At 39.3% G+C, this 19,740-nt stretch carries 23 protein-coding genes; 5 read left to right on the forward strand and 18 right to left on the reverse strand.

From position 1 onward, the window contains the following. Positions 1 to 68 precede the first annotated feature (68 nt). The 3 genes from EM808_RS01605 to EM808_RS01615 all read right to left on the reverse strand — a co-directional run bounded on the left by EM808_RS01605 (position 69) and on the right by EM808_RS01615 (position 1,423). Positions 69 to 518, reverse strand: coding sequence for a 2-thiouracil desulfurase family protein (locus EM808_RS01605; RefSeq protein WP_127734844.1), 450 nt, complete (start codon positions 516 to 518; stop codon positions 69 to 71). A gap of 123 nt (positions 519 to 641) precedes the next feature. Further along, positions 642 to 815 (reverse strand): 50S ribosomal protein L32, encoded by a 174-nt coding sequence (gene rpmF / locus EM808_RS01610; protein WP_016200993.1) that lies wholly within the window; start codon positions 813 to 815, stop codon positions 642 to 644. Positions 816 to 913: 98 nt separating this feature from the next. Continuing rightward, entirely contained in the window at positions 914 to 1,423 is a 510-nt protein-coding gene (locus tag EM808_RS01615; RefSeq protein ID WP_127734848.1) for a YceD family protein, read from the reverse strand. Positions 1,424 to 1,735: 312 nt separating this feature from the next. Here EM808_RS01615 and EM808_RS01620 point away from each other — a divergent pair, with 312 nt between their 5' ends. Continuing rightward, the gene (locus tag EM808_RS01620) at positions 1,736 to 2,944 is read left to right on the forward strand and encodes a nucleotidyltransferase (RefSeq protein ID WP_127734851.1); all 1,209 of its coding nucleotides are present in this window, start codon (positions 1,736 to 1,738) and stop codon (positions 2,942 to 2,944) included. A 32-nt stretch (positions 2,945 to 2,976) separates the two neighbouring features. Here the strand turns inward: EM808_RS01620 and EM808_RS01625 are convergent, their stop codons facing one another. Continuing rightward, positions 2,977 to 3,768, reverse strand: coding sequence for a patatin-like phospholipase family protein (locus EM808_RS01625; protein ID WP_127734854.1), 792 nt, complete (start codon positions 3,766 to 3,768; stop codon positions 2,977 to 2,979). 136 nt (positions 3,769 to 3,904) lie between these two features. Here EM808_RS01625 and ylbJ point away from each other — a divergent pair, with 136 nt between their 5' ends. After that, positions 3,905 to 5,131, forward strand: coding sequence for a sporulation integral membrane protein YlbJ (gene ylbJ, locus EM808_RS01630; protein ID WP_127734857.1), 1,227 nt, complete (start codon positions 3,905 to 3,907; stop codon positions 5,129 to 5,131). A gap of 40 nt (positions 5,132 to 5,171) precedes the next feature. Here the strand turns inward: ylbJ and coaD are convergent, their stop codons facing one another. From coaD to EM808_RS01690, 12 genes are all read right to left on the reverse strand, one after another. Next, positions 5,172 to 5,663, reverse strand: coding sequence for a pantetheine-phosphate adenylyltransferase (gene coaD / locus EM808_RS01635; RefSeq protein WP_127734861.1), 492 nt, complete (start codon positions 5,661 to 5,663; stop codon positions 5,172 to 5,174). Continuing rightward, positions 5,664 to 6,236, reverse strand: a complete 573-nt coding sequence (rsmD, locus tag EM808_RS01640; RefSeq protein WP_127736644.1) for a 16S rRNA (guanine(966)-N(2))-methyltransferase RsmD — start codon at positions 6,234 to 6,236, stop codon at positions 5,664 to 5,666. Positions 6,237 to 6,631: 395 nt separating this feature from the next. After that, the gene (locus EM808_RS01645) at positions 6,632 to 6,907 is read right to left on the reverse strand and encodes a YlbG family protein (protein WP_127734864.1); all 276 of its coding nucleotides are present in this window, start codon (positions 6,905 to 6,907) and stop codon (positions 6,632 to 6,634) included. Between the two features lie 150 nt (positions 6,908 to 7,057). Further along, the gene (locus tag EM808_RS01650) at positions 7,058 to 7,504 is read right to left on the reverse strand and encodes a YlbF/YmcA family competence regulator (protein WP_127734867.1); all 447 of its coding nucleotides are present in this window, start codon (positions 7,502 to 7,504) and stop codon (positions 7,058 to 7,060) included. A gap of 92 nt (positions 7,505 to 7,596) precedes the next feature. Beyond that, complete coding sequence (locus EM808_RS01655; RefSeq protein ID WP_127734870.1) at positions 7,597 to 8,001, reverse strand: hypothetical protein; 405 nt, start codon at positions 7,999 to 8,001, stop codon at positions 7,597 to 7,599. Between the two features lie 91 nt (positions 8,002 to 8,092). After that, positions 8,093 to 8,332, reverse strand: a complete 240-nt coding sequence (locus EM808_RS01660; RefSeq protein WP_127734873.1) for a YlbE-like family protein — start codon at positions 8,330 to 8,332, stop codon at positions 8,093 to 8,095. 14 nt (positions 8,333 to 8,346) lie between these two features. Further along, positions 8,347 to 8,757, reverse strand: a complete 411-nt coding sequence (gene ylbD / locus EM808_RS01665; protein ID WP_127734876.1) for a YlbD family protein — start codon at positions 8,755 to 8,757, stop codon at positions 8,347 to 8,349. A 136-nt stretch (positions 8,758 to 8,893) separates the two neighbouring features. Beyond that, complete coding sequence (locus EM808_RS01670; protein WP_164849577.1) at positions 8,894 to 9,952, reverse strand: CAP domain-containing protein; 1,059 nt, start codon at positions 9,950 to 9,952, stop codon at positions 8,894 to 8,896. 105 nt (positions 9,953 to 10,057) lie between these two features. Continuing rightward, positions 10,058 to 10,525, reverse strand: coding sequence for a DUF420 domain-containing protein (locus EM808_RS01675; protein ID WP_127734879.1), 468 nt, complete (start codon positions 10,523 to 10,525; stop codon positions 10,058 to 10,060). A 321-nt stretch (positions 10,526 to 10,846) separates the two neighbouring features. Next, positions 10,847 to 11,764 (reverse strand): heme o synthase, encoded by a 918-nt coding sequence (cyoE, locus tag EM808_RS01680; RefSeq protein WP_127734881.1) that lies wholly within the window; start codon positions 11,762 to 11,764, stop codon positions 10,847 to 10,849. A 360-nt stretch (positions 11,765 to 12,124) separates the two neighbouring features. Next, entirely contained in the window at positions 12,125 to 13,360 is a 1,236-nt protein-coding gene (locus EM808_RS01685; protein ID WP_127734884.1) for an FtsW/RodA/SpoVE family cell cycle protein, read from the reverse strand. Between the two features lie 209 nt (positions 13,361 to 13,569). Then, positions 13,570 to 13,851 (reverse strand): Fpa/YlaN family protein, encoded by a 282-nt coding sequence (locus EM808_RS01690; protein WP_127734886.1) that lies wholly within the window; start codon positions 13,849 to 13,851, stop codon positions 13,570 to 13,572. A 217-nt stretch (positions 13,852 to 14,068) separates the two neighbouring features. On the opposite strand from EM808_RS01690, the gene EM808_RS01695 reads away from it, so the two are divergent. Further along, positions 14,069 to 14,563, forward strand: coding sequence for a peptidyl-prolyl cis-trans isomerase (locus EM808_RS01695; RefSeq protein WP_127734890.1), 495 nt, complete (start codon positions 14,069 to 14,071; stop codon positions 14,561 to 14,563). Positions 14,564 to 14,717: 154 nt separating this feature from the next. On the opposite strand, the gene EM808_RS01700 is transcribed toward EM808_RS01695, so the two are convergent. Then, positions 14,718 to 16,058 (reverse strand): PhoH family protein, encoded by a 1,341-nt coding sequence (locus tag EM808_RS01700; protein ID WP_127734893.1) that lies wholly within the window; start codon positions 16,056 to 16,058, stop codon positions 14,718 to 14,720. Positions 16,059 to 16,228: 170 nt separating this feature from the next. Here EM808_RS01700 and EM808_RS01705 point away from each other — a divergent pair, with 170 nt between their 5' ends. Both EM808_RS01705 and EM808_RS01710 read left to right on the forward strand, forming a co-directional pair. Continuing rightward, a complete protein-coding gene (locus EM808_RS01705; protein ID WP_127734896.1) occupies positions 16,229 to 16,828 on the forward strand; it encodes a YhcN/YlaJ family sporulation lipoprotein in 600 nt (199 codons plus the stop codon). A gap of 79 nt (positions 16,829 to 16,907) precedes the next feature. Next, positions 16,908 to 17,108: a YlaI family protein gene (locus tag EM808_RS01710; protein WP_127734899.1), complete on the forward strand. Its 201-nt coding sequence runs from the start codon at positions 16,908 to 16,910 to the stop codon at positions 17,106 to 17,108. 750 nt (positions 17,109 to 17,858) lie between these two features. Here EM808_RS01710 and typA read toward each other — a convergent pair. After that, the gene (gene typA, locus EM808_RS01715) at positions 17,859 to 19,694 is read right to left on the reverse strand and encodes a translational GTPase TypA (protein ID WP_127734902.1); all 1,836 of its coding nucleotides are present in this window, start codon (positions 19,692 to 19,694) and stop codon (positions 17,859 to 17,861) included. Positions 19,695 to 19,740 lie beyond the last annotated feature (46 nt).

Raw genomic sequence — 19,740 nt, forward strand, 5'->3', positions numbered from 1 at the left:
TTAATAGTGCTTTATATTGCAACATTATGCACTTTTATAGGGCAACTATTCCTTGCAAAGCTAGTCTATTAAGGTGCTAATTCCAGCTCTGATATAACTTGTATTCCTTCTCTTCTTAGCAGCGCTGTCGTAACCCCTGCACCATTACACTTAACCCCTTCAAAATGACCATTATATATTTGGCTGCTGCCACAGGACGGACTATTTTCCTTAAGAACAACTGTATTTGCTTGGAGCTTCCGCACGATTTCAAGAGTCTTATAAGCACCGGCCAAATACAGCTCTGTCACATTAATCCCGTTTTTATCTACTACGGTCGCTTTGCCTTCAAGAACATCGTAGCCATTGCCTCCTTTAATTTCAGCAGGCTCCCTTGGTGTCTGAAATCCCCCTAGCAATTCTGGACAAACAGCTACCGCACGTTCGTTTTCGATTAGCTCTGTAATTTTTTCATTAAGGCTGTCTGTGCCGTTATATCTTACTTTCATTCCTGCTAAACATGAACTGACTACAATCATACCAGTAAACCCCTCCTGTCATAAGCTACTAGGTATTTCTATTATACATAAAATAACAATTTTTTCTTAAAAAAACACAAAAAAGCACCAGACGATTGTCCGGTGCTTTTTTGAAAAGGAAAATTAGTTGCTTACAACTTCTTTACCTTTGTATGTTCCGCAAGCGCTACATACGCGGTGAGCAAGTTTCATTTCACCACAGTTAGGGCATTCTACCATACCAGGCACTTGTAATTTAAAATGTGTACGACGTTTTCTTTTTGCAGTTTTAGATGTTCTTCTAAAAGGTACAGCCATTCTTCCCACCTCCTTAAAGAGTATTAAGAAAGTCTTGAGAGCAGATAAATCCATTCTCAGGTTTTCTTTTGTGTCCTTAGCCGTTAAGCAAGGACTGATTACTCATTTTCAAAAAATTTCGCAAGACCAGCAAGTCGAGGATCAACCTTCTCCGTCTGAACCTGCTCGTGGATAACTTCCCAATCCCTACCGGACTGAGGAGCTCCCTCTTCTGTAATGTCTTCACAGAATACTTGCATTGGTACTTCAAGTAAAAGAATTTCTTCAATAATTGGCAATACGTCAATTACATCGCCTTTTACTTGATGAACTTCCTCTTCTCCTGTTTCATATTCTGAAACATTTAAAAGGAAAGTTTCTGTCGTTTCTACATTAATTGGATAATCCACGTCTACTAAAGTACGAGAGCAAGGTAATACTAAATGACCTTGTATTTTTAAATGAAAAGTCACTTTCTTTGAATCAATATCTGTTCTTCCTGTAATATGCATAGGAGATACACGTCTTATGGAGGAATCAACTTCCTTAATTCCATCCACATTTATTGTTTCATCAATAGATAATCCCTTACTTCGGTATTTTTGTAACTGGCTTAACGTCCATTTCATATATATCACCCCAAGGCAACAAAGGTAATTATAGCTTTCATATAATTATTTGTCAATATTTTTTCTTTACACTATCTTTTTGCATTTTGTATTTCAAAATGGAATCCAAAAATACTTTTTACAAATAGTATACTGCTGTTTCTATTCTACCTAGAATAGAAGGAATTGCAACTATTCTTTCCTGCAACTTTTCCGACATTTTTTAGAGGTGCTTTGCGCATCCCTTTCATATCATGTATTCTAAGATAAAAATAGTAGGTACAAACATGAGTTGCCATACTTTTTTCGAAAGAACTTTTAAGGAGATTCAAAATGAAAGCTGTTGGTATTATTGTCGAATATAATCCATTTCATAATGGACATTTACATCATATCCAAAAAGCAAAGGAATTATCAAATGCAGATATTGTCATAGCTGTCATGAGCGGCCCGTTCCTGCAGCGTGGTGAGCCTGCTCTGCTGTCAAAATGGCATAGAGCGGAAATGGCCCTTTCTGGCGGTGTTGACCTCGTTATTGAATTACCTTATGCTTTTAGCTCACAGCATGCTACTATATTTGCACAAGGAGCGGTACAGCTTCTCGACAGCATCTGCTGTGACGCCATCTGCTTTGGAAGCGAATCAGGGGACATCCACGAATTTATTCATACATATTATTTATTGAATAAGAACAAGGACACTTTTAATACAAGCATAAAAAAACATATGCAGGCGGGCTCTAGTTATCCGAAAGCAATGGCAGCAACCTTCACAGAAATGACAAGCATGGAGGATGTCGTGGATTTGACCTTGCCAAACAATATTTTAGGCTTTGAGTATGTGAAGGCGGTCCTATCACAAGACTTGCCAATAGAGCTTCATACGGTACAGCGAATCAAAGCTGGCTATCATGACACGGATTTCACGTCCGACACAATCGCCAGCGCTACAAGTATACGCAAAGAAATCATGGAAGGAAACAGCCTTGAGCCTATTTCACCGTATGTGAATGCTGTCACTTTAAAAATTTTAGAAGATTATAAACAAAGGTTTGCCATTTTTCACGAATGGGAAAAATATTGGCCATCTCTTAAATTCAGACTGATGCAAATGACTAGCACTGAGTTGCAGACCATTTATGAAGTGGAAGAAGGAATTGAGAATCGTATTTTGTCGTCCTACGAAAAAGCGAGCTCCTTTCATGAATTCATTTCGTTGCTTAAAACAAAGCGGTACACATGGACAAGGCTACAGCGCATTTGTGTCCACATTCTGACAAATACAAAAAAGGAAGAAATGAACGCAAACAATACACCAGCCTATCTGCGCCTTCTTGGAAGCTCCAAACAAGGGAGAGCCTATCTGAAGGAAAGAAAAAAGGCATTGAAGCTGCCGCTTATCAGCAAGCTTTCCTCGTTTCAGCATAGTCAAATAGACTTGGATGTCAGGGCAGCTTCTATTTATACAGTAGCTGCACAGGCTCCCCACCAAAAAACGCTGTTAGCAATGGAATACAGTCAACCGCCGATTATGAAGGATTAGCCGAAAAGGAAAAAAGGAATGCCGAAATACGGTCATTCCTTTTTTCCTTTTTTCCACTTTGCGATTTCTTTTTGAATAGAGTTTATATGAAGACGCGCCTCTTCCTCTCCTCTTTCAATAATTTTCTCTAAATCTGTAAATGCTTTACTGTTAAACATTTCGACTTGGGGTCGTATCATAAAGTCACTCGCTACTTCCCGGTTATTAACAAGCTCCCGCTGCATAATGTCAATACTGCGCATGATGACATCATAAATGGAGCCAATTTCTGCATCATTGTCTACATTTGCTACATCTACAGCAATAATTAAGTCTGCCCCCATTTCCTTCACAACAGATACAGGTATTCTGTCAATAACCCCTCCATCAACAAGGAGCCGCCCGTCCATTTTTTCCGGTACAAAAATACCAGGTATAGAAATACTGGCCCTGACAGCTTCTGCAATCGGCCCCTTTTTAAAAACGACCTTCTCGCCTGACGACAAGTCTGTTGCCACGATGGCAATTGGAATATCCAAGTCTTCGATGTTTTTTCCATATGTGAACAGATGAATAAGCTCCTTCACTTTATTCCCTGCTATAAATCCCATCCTTGGCAATGTGAAGTCGAGATAGTATTTGCGTTTAAAAAACTTGGAAAGAAAATAGAGTCTGTCAATATCACTTCCTGCCGCATACAAGGAAGCGACGATCGAGCCGATGCTGCTTCCTGCTATATAGTCTATCGGAATATTAGCCTCCTTTAGTATTTTTATGACTCCAATATGTGCAAATCCCCTGGCTCCGCCGGAACCGAGAGCCAATCCAATTTTTGGTCGCTTCATTGAGGAATACCCTCCAATTATTTAATTTGCTCACAGTAATCTTATGGTCTTTTTTTTCTACTTATGAGTATATTGTTTGGTAGAGGGCTATGGGACGAGTTTAGAAAAATCATTTTTTAAGGGAGGGAATATATCCTTGTATCGTTCGAGAGTGAAAACCATTATTCTAGCTGGCACAGCATCCTTTTTAGCTTTTGCCCTAGTAACATTCCCTGCAACTGCAGTCGAGGCATCGAAGGACGGTTTAAACACATGGTGGACAATCGTGTTCCCATCCTTGCTTCCTTTTCTTATTTTATCTGAAGTGCTGATCGGTTTTGGCGTTGTTCGATTTTTAGGTGTCCTATTAGAGCCAATTATGCGCCCGCTTTTTAAAGTACCAGGTGTCGGGGGGTTCGTGTGGGCAATGGGAATGGTATCCGGTTTTCCAACAGGCGCAAAATTAACGGCTAGATTACGTGAGGAGAAGCAGTTGACAAAGTTAGAGGCTGAAAGGCTTGTATCGTTTTCCAATGCATCAAACCCAATGTTTATCATCGGCGCTGTCTCTGCCGCCTTTTTTCATAATCCAAAGCTTGGCTTCCTGCTTGCAGGTACACACTATTTGGCAAATTTCACGGTTGGTCTCTGTATGAGATTTTATGGATCTGACGAGAAGCCGACACATAAAAGAAAAGAAACCTCCATCCCATCTTTAAAGCGTGCAATGCGGGAGCTTCATCATACCCGCTTAAAGGATAAGCGTCCATTAGGAAAGCTTCTTGGAGATGCTGTAACTTCTTCTATACAGTCTCTCTTAATGATAGGCGGCTTTATTATTTTATTTTCTGTTATCAACCGTTTATTGTTTCACTTACAAGTGACATCCCTTCTAGCAGGTGGTGTTGAGAAATTTTTTGATCTTTTTTCCTTCTCCAGCGCCTTGTCAATTCCGTTCATTGCAGGTATTTTTGAAATCACGCTTGGAAGCAAATTGACAAGCGGTGTGGAAACGAGCACATTAATGCATCAGGCCATTGTAACAAGCATGATTCTTGGCTTTTGCGGCTTAAGCGTGCAAGCACAGGTTGCAAGCATCCTGGCACAAACAGATATCAGTTTTAAGCCATTCTTCTTCGCAAGGATTTTGCAGGCATTTTTCGCAAGCATCTACACCTATTTGTTCTGGGACGCATTCAGCACCCGTTTCCTAGAAGATGATAAGCCTGCTTTTGCAATGCCTGACTTTATTAATGATACTAGTTGGCTTGCTGCAGCAGCTGAAAAATGGATGGAGGCTGGCCCTGCATTCACCATCATTTGTTTATCGATATATGTGGTTGTATTATTTATTAGACTTCCTTGGAGGAAGAGAACTATTTAAATAAAAAAAGGCTTGTGAAGATCCTTCACAAGCCTTTTGTCTATCCTTTTAACTGCCGGAATTTTTCCTTCAACGCGCTTTCCACTGTTGGCGGCACAAGTTCAGATATATCTCCATCATATTTGCTGACCTCTTTCACAATACTTGAACTCAAAAAGGAATATTGATTATTAGTCATAACAAAAAATGTTTCAATTTCATCTGACAAAACTCTATTCATTGATGTGATTTGCATTTCGTATTCAAAGTCCGAAACAGCACGAAGGCCACGAATAATCGCAGTTGCGTTAACACTTTTCGCATATTCAATAAGAAGGCCTTCATAGGAGGAGACGGTAACATTAGGAATGTCCTTTGTTACTTCCTTTATTAGCTCCAGTCTTTCCTGCACAGAGAAAAAAGGTTTTTTCGATGAATTGTTCAATACACATACATAAATTTGATCAAAAACCTTTGCCCCTCGTTTAATTATATCAATATGACCGTTTGTAATTGGGTCAAAGCTGCCAGGACATACTGCAATACTAGCCATTTATGTATATTCCTCCACATCTGTTTGTTTTGAATAGATAGAAACGGCAATGATTCCATACTTTTCATGCTTCACTTGTTCAAGATTACTAATCTTGTCTGGAAGACTGATTTCAGAACCATGTTCACATACAATGACACCATCGCTTGCAAGCAGCCCTTCTCCATCAATAGTTGTCACTAATTTTTCCAATTGCTGTTTTTTATATGGCGGATCTAAAAATATGTAATCAAAAACAGCTTCTCTTTTAATGAGCGCCTTAATCGCCCTCTCTGCATCATTGCGATAAACCTCAGAATTGTCTTCCAATCTGCATGCAGCAATATTGGTCTTTATCGTATGTATCGCTTTGCCGTCTTTATCTACAAAAATGATTTTGTCTAGCCCTCTGCTTAATGCTTCAATACCTAGCCCGCCACTTCCAGCAAAAAGGTCGAGCCCGACTCCGCCCTCAAAATAAGGACCAATCATATTAAAGATCGCTTCTTTTACTTTATCCGTAGTCGGTCTTGTCGAATTACCAGGCACCGCCTTTAACGAAATGCCCTTATTCGTTCCTGAAACGACTCTCATCATACATCACCACTGAATTATTAGTTGTTATAGCATTATCATGACTATCCTAACATAAACATTTCTGTGATTCCATATCACATGCATTCTATATCATAAATTACATATAAAAAACACTGTGCATTCACATTATTTTCGCTTCTCGCTTTTTTTTCACTAAAAAAACAATCTGTAATGTATAAGCTGAGCATCCTTGGCAATACTGTAATTAACAGCATCTATTCGAGGATGTTGTTGCCAACCGCGGAGAAGACTTACGTTTCCCCATAAGTTCTTCCTCCGGTTTCTCCTCTCCCTTTACCTTCTTTCCTAAAAGGATATAGAAGGAGCCTGCAAGCCGCTCGCTTGCAGGTTTTTTTTTCATAAAAAAAAACTAAGAAATATTCTCAGTTTTTTTATATACCCATCTTATAATCATACTCTTTTGCTTTATCCGGTTTGGAATTTTCAAACTCCATTTTCAAGAATGGTTTATAGGAAGGCTCCACTTTTTTTACAAAAGAGAAGGAGTTTAGCTTTTCCATTAATGCTTCTGCTTCATTTAAATTCGTATAAAGCACAACATACTTTAATCTTTTGGATATATAGTGGACATTCCCATATCTGCGCAGCATTTTCGCCTGCTTCAACGAATAAAGGTAAACGACCAATCCTTGCCTCTGCCCTAGCATGGAATCCCCCCACTTCAATTTTTTTCATTTTAGCACAGCATCGTAAAAAAACATACTTAGTTGTGCCACTTTTCAAAAAAGGACAACATTGCTACTGAATAATACATAAAAAAGGCGATGAAGCTTAGAAGTCATCATCGCCTTCCATCATTATGCTGAACAACTGCAGCTTCCTCCACTGCCGCAGCCTCCGCTGCAGCCGGAAAGCTCATCAAAGAATGGATTTCCTGTCGGAACTTTAACAAATTCAGAGACAGACTTACCAATGATGACACTTACCTCATCGAGCAATTTTTGCAAGTTGTTTTCCGCTATTTTAAATGCAGCAACATTTTCGTCCATATCCATTTCCCTTTTGAGCTGTCTGATTTCCATCATGACACGCTTATACTCAGGATGATATTTGCCGAAACGCTGCACTTCTTCGTACAGTTCTTTCATTTCATTAAAAGAAATGATTTTGCTCTGTGTTTCTTTATCGGTATAGAGGTTTGCCATACGTATTCGATATTGTTCTGCCACATCTGATTCCAATATCATTTCGGCAATGGACTCTGCCTCTTCTTGTATCATAATCATTTCGGTTGTAGCAAGCACTATTAGCTCACCTCCAATTCTCATTTTAACTGATAAGCGTGAGAAAAGAAAGCAATCTGTGCGAAAACAGGATGATAGCCTGCTATAACCACTTAATCAATTATCACGTTAAATTCCTTTTCAAACACATTTGTCCCTTTATTGTTAACAATCTTCAAATGGGCATGATGCTGACCAGTTGCCACATTTCTGACGACAAATGCTGCACTATTAAACACACCTGCTGGTTTGCCATCCAATGAAAGCATGATTTTTCCTGTTTCCTTGTCACTGTCTTCACGAAAGGAAATAGTTGATGTTTTACAATCAACATAAAGATTATTCCCTTTTACTAAGTATTGGACAGTAACATCCTTTGGCATGGCCATAGCAGATACCGTTTCATTCTGCGCTTCTTGGGCTTGTCCTGTCTCCTTTACTTCAGGATCTGGGACATCATTATTGCAGCCATTTAATAGAAATAGAGCAGGAATACAAAACAATAGTATTTTTTTCATAAGGAACAGCTCCCTGACTAAGTACTTTTCGTTTAGTATTCGCTGCTACCACTCTTTTTACTCTCAATTTATTATTTTGTTAGTTGAGCCATCATGATTGGGCATTCATTGCTTGAAACATACTGAACATCATGGATGCCATCTGAACACCATTAGAAAATTTTTCAACACGGTGAGGAATCGTTTTTTTGTAATAATGCATGGACGCAATTTCAAAACTTTGCAATTCACTTGGATTCCTACATAATTGCCGGTACCAAAGGGGCTGTTCACGAATGAACTGCTGTAACTCTCTGTTTTGCTCAATATATTCCTTCACATTCTTCCTCATCTAAGTCCCCTCCGCTAGTCTTTTCGAAATGAAAAAGGTCCTGTTGGCTGTTTCGTTGCTTTCGTGCTAGCATTTTGTGAGCCTCCGCTGCTCGGAGAAAATTGGGAAATAACACCTTGAATTGTGCCAAGTGCCTGACTAATGTTAGCAATATACCCTTGAACCTGGTTTTGATCCATGTTTTTCAAGGAATTCATAACTGTAGACATCCACAGTGATTTGCTCGAATCAGTACTAGCCTCTTCCTGCTTTCCTGCTGATGGATTGCTGTTAAAGCGAGTATCTTCTTCTCCAAGCAAGTACCAATCTTCAAACAATCTTTGCCAAGTCGTGTCTCCCCTTCTTACTTCCTGGATAAGGTGGGGCTGTGTTTTTACGAAATCTTTAAATTGCTGAACAGAAGGATGTAGTTGCTTTTCTGACATGATCTTCACCTCTTTTACGTTACATATGCCTAACATACTATATGTGTAGGCTCTTAAAAGGTGTCTTTCCTGCAAAATATTTTTGGGCAAAAAAAAACACTCCAATTGTCTGCCTGACATTGGAGTGTTTCAAAGTCTACCATTTTTCAATAAAGTTTTGTGTATAGTATTTATTGTATACACCAACACCTAAATGGGTGAATTTCTCATTCAGAAGGCATTCTCTATGGCCTTTACTGTTAAGCCAGCCTTCCATGACAGCTGCGGCGTCGGTATAGCCTGCCGCTATATTTTCCCCTGCGAGCTGATAAAAGACATCTCCAGCCTTAAGCCTTGCCTCCAAGTCCCCGGTTTTAGCGGAAGTATGGGAAAAGTCCTTTGTATCATACATATCAACACTATGCCCTAACGCAACATTTGCTGTTTCTTCATCCCATTTAACTGACGCTAATTTAAATCTGCTTCTAATAACGTTTGTTATATCTAATATTTGCCGTTCATTGCCATCCTCAACCGCTTCATTTTCCTTTACTTCAGAGGCCCCTTCTAACAGCTCTCCTCTGTACACAAGTTCATATGGCCTGATTTGAAGCAATGTCCTTGCATCCATATAACGTACACTTGATAACGTCCCTGTAAACTTATCAAAGTACAGCTGCACATAATAATCGCCCATTTTCACAAGTGGCCGATTATTTATCTCGTCTTCTGAAAGCTCAAACCGATAGGAGGAGTCTTCATATTTTAAGCTGATATTCGTTTCAATTGGAGTCTTTTCATAAATATCGCCTACTTCTTCCCCAATCTTGTAGGGAGAGATGTCGACATCTTGTCCGATTGCAAAAATCGTTACCACTTTATCATCAAGCACACCAACCTGGAAATATTTAGAGGAATCTTTATTGTAAATCCACCATTCATATTCATAATTGGAGGGATCTTTTCTAGTTGGTTCTCCATATTTCTTAACAAGCTCCTTAGCAGTGCTGCCAATCATACTGCCAAGTCCTTCTTTCGGCATTGTAATGGATGAGTCTTCGGCAGCTTCCTCCGTTAACCCCTCATCCACCTTTGCAGAGTTCTCGCCTTCATCTACAAGAGCATCAGAGCTATCGCGCGTTTCCGTAATACTTAAATAAAACCAAAATGCAAGCAATATAGAAATAATAACCACAATCCTGATTATCGTTTTCAGAGGCTGAACCCCCTCTCTACCATCATTTCTATCATTATATGTTTGCTACTTACTAAATAGTATAGCATTTCTGAAATAAAATATGATAGACAATGGCTTTCTGCCTTAAAACCCTAGTATTGCTTTAATAACCGAAGTAGTCTCACCGCCATGATAGATTACATACAGAAGCACATATACGGCAACACCTGTTATTGCTGTGAAAAACCATATAATGCTTGTCGTCGGACCAAGTTTGCGATGTATATCATAACGTTTTCTGTAGCCTGTTACGAGCATAGTGATGCCCAGTACTGCTCCAGTTGTCGCTAATGTTATATGAAAAATCAAAAATATGGTGTAATATATTTTGATATCATCTGGTCCGCCAAACGCTGTATTTCCAATAAAAATTGTTCTTGAAGCATAAATAACAAAGAAAACAACCGCACATACAGCTGCAATAAGCATTACTTTTTGGTGTGCTTCTATTTTCCTTTTAATTATCAATCCCCAACCGATTGCGACAAAAATCGCACTGAGTACAATAAAAGTAGTGCTAATAGTAGGTAAAATTGGTAGTGAATAGTTCATTTTCAAACCCTCTCTAATAAAATGTTATATCAATCAAGCTTTATGACAGCCTTTTTTAAAAGTGTACCTTCTCACATAAAAATATGTACTAGTTCACGTAATTTGCCATAAAAAAAGATATTCCATCAAAGGATAAACACGCTTGCATCTTGGCAATCTCATCAAAGTCTGTCAAGCTCTCTTTATCTTAACCGCATCACCAAGCAAGAATCAAGCTGCATTCCTGACTTTGCGAATAACTGTTAATGAGACAAAACAAAAAGTGATGAGATGTTGAATTATCGTGTCCATCCAAAGATAGAATATCCTCTTATCTTAAGTTTATATAAATGTGACAATGACCATCGCAACGAAAAGGATCGTCATGTATTGAAGAGAATATACAAACATGGCAGTCGCCCATTTAATCTCGTCCTTTTTCTTACTTGCCAAAATACCTGTTATAATCCAGCCGACATTAAGCAATGTTGCCAAAATTAAGAAAGGTACACCTAGCTTCATTAGTAGGAATGGCAGTGGAAAAAGAGCAATAATCCAGCCATACGTATGTTTCTTCGTTACTTCAAAGCCTTTCACTACAGGCAGCATTGGAACGCCTGCTGCACGATATTCCTCTACTCTTCTAATTGCCAATGCATAGAAATGTGGTGGCTGCCAGAAGAACATGATTAAGAATAAGCTCCACGCCATAATATCAAGGTTTGGATCAATTGCAGCCCAGCCGATTAATGGTGGAACAGCGCCTGAAAAGCTTCCAATTACTGTATTCGAAACAAGTCTGCGCTTAGACCACATTGTGTAAACGACCACGTAGCTAAAAGCACCAACTAATGCAATAACTGTTGCGGAAATGGTTGTAAGCAACATAAAGAATGTTCCGATTGCCAAAAGACCGAACCCTAATATCGCAACCTTTTTTGGTGTTACTTTTCCTGTAACAGTTGGTCTTTCCTTTGTTCTTTCCATAAGTGGATCAATGTCCATGTCAATAAAATTGTTAAGCGCACATGAACCTGCGATAATTAACGCTGAGCCTATTAATGTATACAGGACTGTGTCGATGTTCATCAAAAATTTCTCTCCAGAAAAATGCAGCGCCAGCCACAAGCCTGTAAAGACTGTAATCAGGTTAGAGTTAACTATACCTATTTTTATCAGCGCTAAAAAATCCTTCCACGCCGATGTTTTTGGTAGTTCTCCGTCCACTTGAGCTTCAGGATACGCTCTATAATTTGCCATAGATGTTTCCTCCTTTATTTTAACCAAAATCTCTATGCTTTTTTATAAAAAACTTGATCGTTGGAGCAGACAATAGTTTGTTTGATCACTGAAATCGTTTGTGCCTCATTTCACAATGTTTTCAACATTTATACGATGAAAAAAGGCCCTTTTACTATTAAAACATATTTACAGCTTTTTTTCCGCAATTTTTTACAAAAAAATAAAAGTATCCCTAAACGAAAGAGATTCCTTCGAGCCAAGTTCTATTATAAATCTATTTGTCCTAATAGCCAAATAAAATAACCGAAATGGATAAACTTCACTTACATAGGAAAATAAAAGAAGATGCCCACTAAGTTTAGCGGACATCCTCTTTGGTTAGAACCTCTCATTTTGCGCAAATCGTTTTCTTCTTATTGATTTAGGCATTGAAGGTATGGAATCTTCTTCTTTGTTTTTATAAACTTTTTCATATTTTGTAAACATAGATACATTCAATAGTATCCCCATACCGATAGCAAGCTGTACGAGTGATGAACCGCCATAGCTTACAAACGGAAGCGGCACACCTGTTAGTGGAATTACTCCGGATACACCGCCAATATTAATAAATGACTGTATGCCGATCATGCTTGATATTCCAATTGCAAGCAAGCTGCCAAAGGGATCCTTGCACTTCAAACCGATGTATATTCCTCGTAAAACGATATAGCTTAAGCATACTACGACAAAGCCGACTCCGAAAATGCCGAGCTCTTCTGCAATGACAGCCATAATAAAATCGGTATGACCGTCTGTTAAATACCCAAGCTTCTGAATTCCTTGCCCCAGGCCAAGACCTTTTAAGCCTCCGCCGCCAATTGCAAGGAGTGAGTTGCTCATTTGATAGCCGCTGCCTTGGACTACTTCTTTAGAGAAAGGCGAATCCAGAAACACAAAAATTCTGCTCAATTGCTTTGCCGTCAATACATCTTTGCCGAAAAGCTGCATAACAATAGCAAAAAATCCGCCAAAAGCAAGACCGATGCCGGCAAGCTTCATTAAGTTCTTCATGCTCATACCGGAACAGACGATAATTGTTGCTGCAATCATGAAAATAATGGCAGCTGTCCCGAAATCAGGCTGAAGCCCGACGAGTGCACATACAAGCACTAAGTATGCAAGTGGAGGTGCAACTCCTCTGTTAAATTCGTTTATGTAAGATTGTTTTTTCGCATATATAGCCGAAAGATAAATAATGACAGACAGCTTGACAAATTCCGCAGGCTGCAAGCTTGCTGTACCTACCTTGTACCAGCTTTGTGCGTTTCCTGCTACGTGACCAAGTAAAAAGACTCCGAAAAGGCCTATTACGGACACTAAAACCATCGGAACAAGAAATCTGTTGCTCATAAATGCCTTATATGGAAAAAGCGCGACAAAAATAAAAGCAACTCCTGCCACAAGCAAGTTAATGATCTGTTTTTTATAGTAATAACTGCTGCTGTCATGACCATAATACTGGACAGATGATACCATACTAGCACTGTATATCATGATAACCCCAAATAGTGATAGTAAGACCATTGCAACAATCAGTGTATAATCATATGATTTTAAGATTTTTTTTAACATCTGCTGCTACCCCTTACTCATTCTTAGCAATGACAATACATTCGCTGTCATTTGTTTCAAATCCTGCCTGATTCGCTCAGAAGATTTTCATTTGCTGCTTTCTAATATTCTATCATGTTATCAGAATTATAACATTGATTTCTTTTTTCATAAAATAACGGCAAACAAAAAAACTCAAACAATAGAGTTCGTTTGTTTGAGTTCGTTTATTATTTTCTTATAGATGCTTCATGCAATACTGAAAGTTCTTTCTCCAATTCATCTAGTATCTTCTTGCCGACACTTTCTTCCACTAACCCTAGACGGATGGCAAAATCTATCTCTTTAGATAATCCAAACATTTGTGTATCCAAAACTTCCTCATATAAAGGACATTGTGGCATTGTTAAGTTATCCATTTGAACTTTTATAAGCTTTAGTATTTTTTCAGCATCTGCTTTTAGCAGTGCACTTGCTTTCTCTTTATGATTTATGATCATGTCAGAAGTCAACCTTATCCCCCCGTTTCCGAGCGATTATCCTATCTATAAAGTTTAAACTCAACATAACAAAATTGCAAGAACTATCATAAGAAAGTTATTTACCGATTTTCAAATACTGGAAATCTCTTATTCATATAAAACTGAAAACTGACAAAGCTGCATGGAAAAGATATACTGATTACATACATAATTTTTTCAAACAGCTTTTTAGACTGGAGAGATATTTATGAGCCAAATTATCCAAGTAAAAGGGTTAGTCACTTTTCCAATTACTATTGATCCAAGTGTTTGGATTTTTGATGACCGTAAGAAAACTAGTGAGGAAATATTCGCTCCTAGCCAAGCAAAATCTGAATTAGAGGCATATACGAAAGAGGTATCAAAACACTGGGATCGCGAATTGCTTGAAGGCGCTCGATTACCTGAGAAACAGACAGAAACAAAAAAATTCAAAAAGCAAGAAATCCTGTCAGGCACTTTCTACATGCCGCTTGCTCCTTTTATTAAAAACGCTGAACCATTACAGGATGTACAGCAAATTGTCATTCATACAGCAAACAAGGAACAGGTTTACCCTCTTTCTGCCGTGGATGAGATGGTTCTCCTTTTCTGCAGAGACGGTAAGCCAATTCTTGATGAAGGTCCCATTTACTTATATTTTCAAAGTAAGGGTGCTGACGAGCCACCAATAAAATCTATCACAGGCTTTGAATTAAGGTAAATAAAGAGGATAATTCGCTCTGCTTATTATTATCAAGAATGCATCTTACGAACTTAACTAAGTACTGTTTAAATTGTCATGCTGCGCTTTTTGACTAGATGCTAAAGACAGCATCTAGCCAAAGGTAGCGCATAAAAGCTGCCCAGCTCACTGCTTACAGCAAATCTGCAGCCAATTGAGCTAAACCAGAGCGCTCTCCCTTTACAAGCTTGACATGACCAGCAATCTGCTGATCTTTAAAACGCTCAACTACATAGGTTAGTCCATTGTTAAAGGCATCCAAATATGGATGGTCAATTTGTTCTGGGTCACCCATAAGGACGATTTTACTTCCTTCCCCCACTCGGGTTAGAATTGTCTTTACTTCATGCTTAGATAAGTTTTGCGCCTCATCAATGATAATAAATTGATCAGGTATGCTTCTTCCTCTTATATATGTCAGTGCCTCTACCTCTATAGATCCCATGCCGGCAAGGATTGCTTCTAGTTCTCCAGGCTTTTTCGTATTGAAAAGATATTCCAGATTATCAAAAATCGGCTGCATCCAAGGTCTCAGCTTTTCCTCCTTTTCACCAGGAAGATACCCTAAGTCTTTCCCCATTGGTACAATCGGTCTTGCGACAAGAAGTTTTTTATAATCCCCATAATCCTCTGTTTGCATAAGCCCTGATGCTAATGCGAGCAATGTTTTCCCAGTCCCTGCTTTACCTATTAATGTAACTAAAGGTAAATCCTTTTTCAGCAGCAATTCAATTGCCATTGTCTGCTGAACATTTCTAGGACGAATCCCCCAAATATGTTCATGGTCAAATATAAGCTTCTTCACATGCTTTCGCGATGCATCCACCATCGCCAATGCCGAGGAGGAGGATCCAAGCACGTCTTTAAGAAGGATGAATTGATTCGGGTAAAAAGCTCCCGTATTATACCCTGCCCCCAATTCTGATATGAGCAGCTGGCCTTTTTCGTAAAACTTATTTAATATATCTAAGGTTACTTGTACATCTGTAAAACCCGTATAAAGGTGATCGTTCTCTACCACCCGGTCGCTCAAAAAATCTTCTGATTCAAGGCCGATTGCATCTGCCTTTACACGAACTAGTGTATCCTTGCTGACAAGTATGACAGTTCGTCCATCTGCTTTTTTCTCTTCCTCAAGAGACAAATTTTTAGCAACAGCTAAAATTCGATTATCATTTGTTTTCTCCACGAAAATTTCCTGTAGCTGATGAAAGGATCGATGGTTCAATTCGATTCGTAATGTACCGCCATTTTCGAGTGGTATTTTTTCATGCAGTTTTCCTGATTCTCTTAGATTGTCAATTAGTCTTGATATTTGTCTTGCATTCCTCCCTATTTCGTCCATGTAGCGTTTTTTGCTGTCTACTTCTTCTAAAACTACTGCTGGAATAACTACATCATTGTCTTCAAAAGAAAAAATGGAATAAGGGTCTTGTAACAAGACATTTGTATCTAAAACATAAATTTTACTCAAACTGATGCCTCCTGCTCTAAAAACGTCATAAGTTGCCAACTCTCCGATATCGGAAAGAACCTTGATAAAATATATGTTTTACCGAATAAAGATAGAAGATATTTTGCACAATAAACATGGAAAGCGTAAAAAAATTTTAGAGGAATCATCATACAAGGAGGTAATCCTGCATGAAAAGAAGCATTTTATGCACTTGTCTTATACTGCTGCTAGCTGGCTGTTCAGCAAATGGTAATCACGAATCCCAAAATCACGATACGGACAACCATATAGCGAATGTAAAGAATTCAACAATAAATGAAGTAAACCGAAAATCCGGTCAGGAAATTTCCGAGCGCCTCGTAACTTTAGCCACAAGCATCCCAAATGTTAATGATGCAACGGCAGTTGTTATCGGCAAATATGCCATCGTTGGAATTGACATTAAAGCGAACTTGGACCGCTCAGAAGTGGGGTCTATTAAGTACGCAGTAGCTGAAAGTCTTAAAAATGACCCTTATGGCGCAAATTCTATGATTGTCGCAGACCCAGATATTAATGCCCGCCTTGCAGAAATCGCAGATGACATAAAAGACGGAGAACCCGTCCAAGGCATATTCAATGAACTAGCAGACATAACAGGCAGATTGATCCCAGAGCTGCCAGCAGACATCATTAATAACGACCCAGGCAGCAACCTGAAGGTACCAGACAGTAAATTAAATCAAAACGAAAAGAACCAGCTAAAAGAAGACCAAGACGAACAATCCAACAACCACCTGAAAGACTAAAATTCGATTCCATGCCACTTTTGTATTATAATAAGCCTATAATCAAATAAATACAGAACATTGATTAGAGGTGCACGTATTGAAAGTGAAATGTGTTATATGCGATAAAATAGAAGATATTGAAGAAAACTCCTTTCAGGCAAAACGACTAAGAAACAGACCCATTCACACATACATGTGCAAAGAATGCGAAACAAGAATAACCCAAAACACCCAAAAACGAATCGACACCGGAAACTTCGTACTCTACAAAAGCAAAATAAAAGAAGAAGAATGGTAACCAGAAAAGCGCAGGGCGGCCGTTTAGCGGCGGAGAAACTGGAGGGCCTCGACTGAGATAAAGGAAACACGCTGAACGATAGGGAAGCGATGTTGACTTATCGCAGGGAGAGGACCGAAGTTTCGCAGACGCTGGCCGACCGAAGCTAGACAAACAGAAAAGCGCAGTGCGCCCGTTAATCGGCGACTAGCATAAGACGAAGAAGCCAAAGAGGTGCGGTTTTCACCTCATTGGCTTCTTTGGCTTATGACCTCGAGCAGCTGCCGCCTGGAGCTAGACACCTCGAAAAGCGCAAGGCGGCGTTTAGCTGCGACCAGCATAAGACGAGATGGCCAGTGAGGGGCGTATTCCCCCTCATTGGACAGCTTGGCTTATGACCTCGAGCAGCTGCCGCCTGGAGCTAGACATATTGAAAAGCGCAAGGCGGCGTTTAGCGGCGACTAGCATAAGACGAAGAAGCCAAAGAGGTGCGGTTTTCACCTCATTGGCTTCTTTGGCTTATGACCTCGAGCAGCTGCCGCCTGGAGCTAGACATATCGAAAAGCGCAGTGCGCCCGTCTATCGGCGACCAGCATATCCCAATAAGCCAAGGAGACACATTTTCATCTCCTTGGCTTATTCACGTTCACTAAACAGTCCAACAAACCATAAACTTCCATAAAACCTTCCCTTCCTAACCCCCTTTTACCTCCCTAGAAACAAAACACAACAAAAAGGACTGTTCCAAACGGAACAGTCCTTTTTCATCTATTATTGCTCAGCAAGCTTTTTCTTTTTAGTTACACGCTCACGTTCTGATTTATCCAGGATTTTCTTACGAAGGCGGATAGATTCAGGAGTTACTTCACAATACTCATCTTCATTCAAGTATTCTAAAGATTCTTCTAGTGTCATGATTCTTGGTTTTTTCATTGTTGCTGTTTGGTCTTTGTTAGCAGAGCGGATGTTTGTTGCTTGTTTCACTTTTGTGATATTAACAGTGATGTCATTTTCACGAGTGTGCTCTCCAACAATCATACCTTCATAGATTTCTGTACCAGATTCTACGAAGATGATACCGCGGTCTTCTACTTGCATGATACCGTAAGTAGATGCTTTTCCTGATTCCATACTTACAAGAACACCTTGACGTCTTCCGCCGACTTGGCCTGATGCCATTGGCTGATAGCTGTCAAATGTATGGTTAATGATTCCGTAACCGCGAGTAAGTGTCAAGAACTCAGTTGTATAACCGATTAATCCACGTGCAGGCACGTTGAAAATCAAACGAACTTGACCGTTACCGTTGTTAATCATATCAAGCATTTCACCTTTGCGGGCACCGATTGATTCCATTACGCTTCCAGTATGTTCTTCAGGTACATCGATTTGTACACGCTCAATTGGCTCACAACGAACGCCATCAATAGTACGTACGATTACTTCTGGTTTAGAAACTTGAAGCTCATAACCTTCACGACGCATGTTCTCAATAAGGATAGACAAATGCAATTCACCACGGCCAGATACAGTCCAAGCGTCAGGAGAATCAGTGTTTTCTACACGTAAGCTAACATCTGTTTCCAATTGTGCACGAAGTCTTTCTTCAATTTTTCTTGAAGTTAGGTATTTACCTTCTCTACCTGCAAATGGGCTGTTATTAACAAGGAATGTCATTTGCAATGTTGGCTCATCAATACGCAATACTGGTAATGCTTCTTGATGCTCAACAGGACATACTGTTTCCCCAACGTTAATGTCTTCCATTCCGGAAACGGCGATTAAATCACCAGCATAAGCTTCTTCTACTTCTTGTCTTTTCAGACCGAAGAAACCAAAAATTTTCGTTACACGGAATTGTTTTACAGATCCATCAAGCTTCATTAAAGCAACTTGTTGACCTACTTTCATTGTTCCGCGGAATACACGGCCAATTCCGATACGTCCAACATAGTCATTATAGTCAAGAAGAGATACTTGGAATTGAAGCGGCTCTTCTCTGTTATCAATTGGAGCTGGAATATGCTCAACAATTGCATCATATAATGATTGCATGTTTTCATCTTGTTTCTCGTGATTTGTGCTTGCAGTTCCGTTAATAGCAGAAGCATAAATAACTGGGAACTCAAGTTGCTCTTCTGATGCATCAAGCTCGATGAACAAGTCAAGCACTTCGTCGATAACTTCTGTTGGACGTGCGAAATCACGGTCAATTTTGTTAACAACAACGATTGGTGTTAAGTTTTGCTCAAGAGCTTTCTTAAGCACGAAACGTGTTTGTGGCATACAGCCTTCATATGCATCGACAACAAGAAGTACACCGTCAACCATTTTCATGATACGTTCTACTTCTCCACCGAAGTCAGCATGTCCTGGTGTATCCAAGATGTTGATTCGTGTATCTTTATATTGAATGGCAGTATTTTTTGCAAGGATTGTAATACCGCGTTCTCTTTCTAAATCGTTTGAATCCATTGCACGCTCATCTACATGTTCATTTGTACGAAATGTACCAGACTGTTTTAACAACTGGTCAACTAGTGTTGTTTTCCCATGGTCAACGTGGGCAATAATAGCGATATTACGAATATCTTCTCTAATCTTCAAAAATTTCACTCCTACCTGAAATGTCTATCTCGTTTATCATTAGTTT

Origin of the sequence: Niallia taxi, from assembly GCF_004005475.1 — a bacterium.
GTDB lineage: Bacteria > Bacillota > Bacilli > Bacillales > Cytobacillaceae > Niallia > Niallia taxi.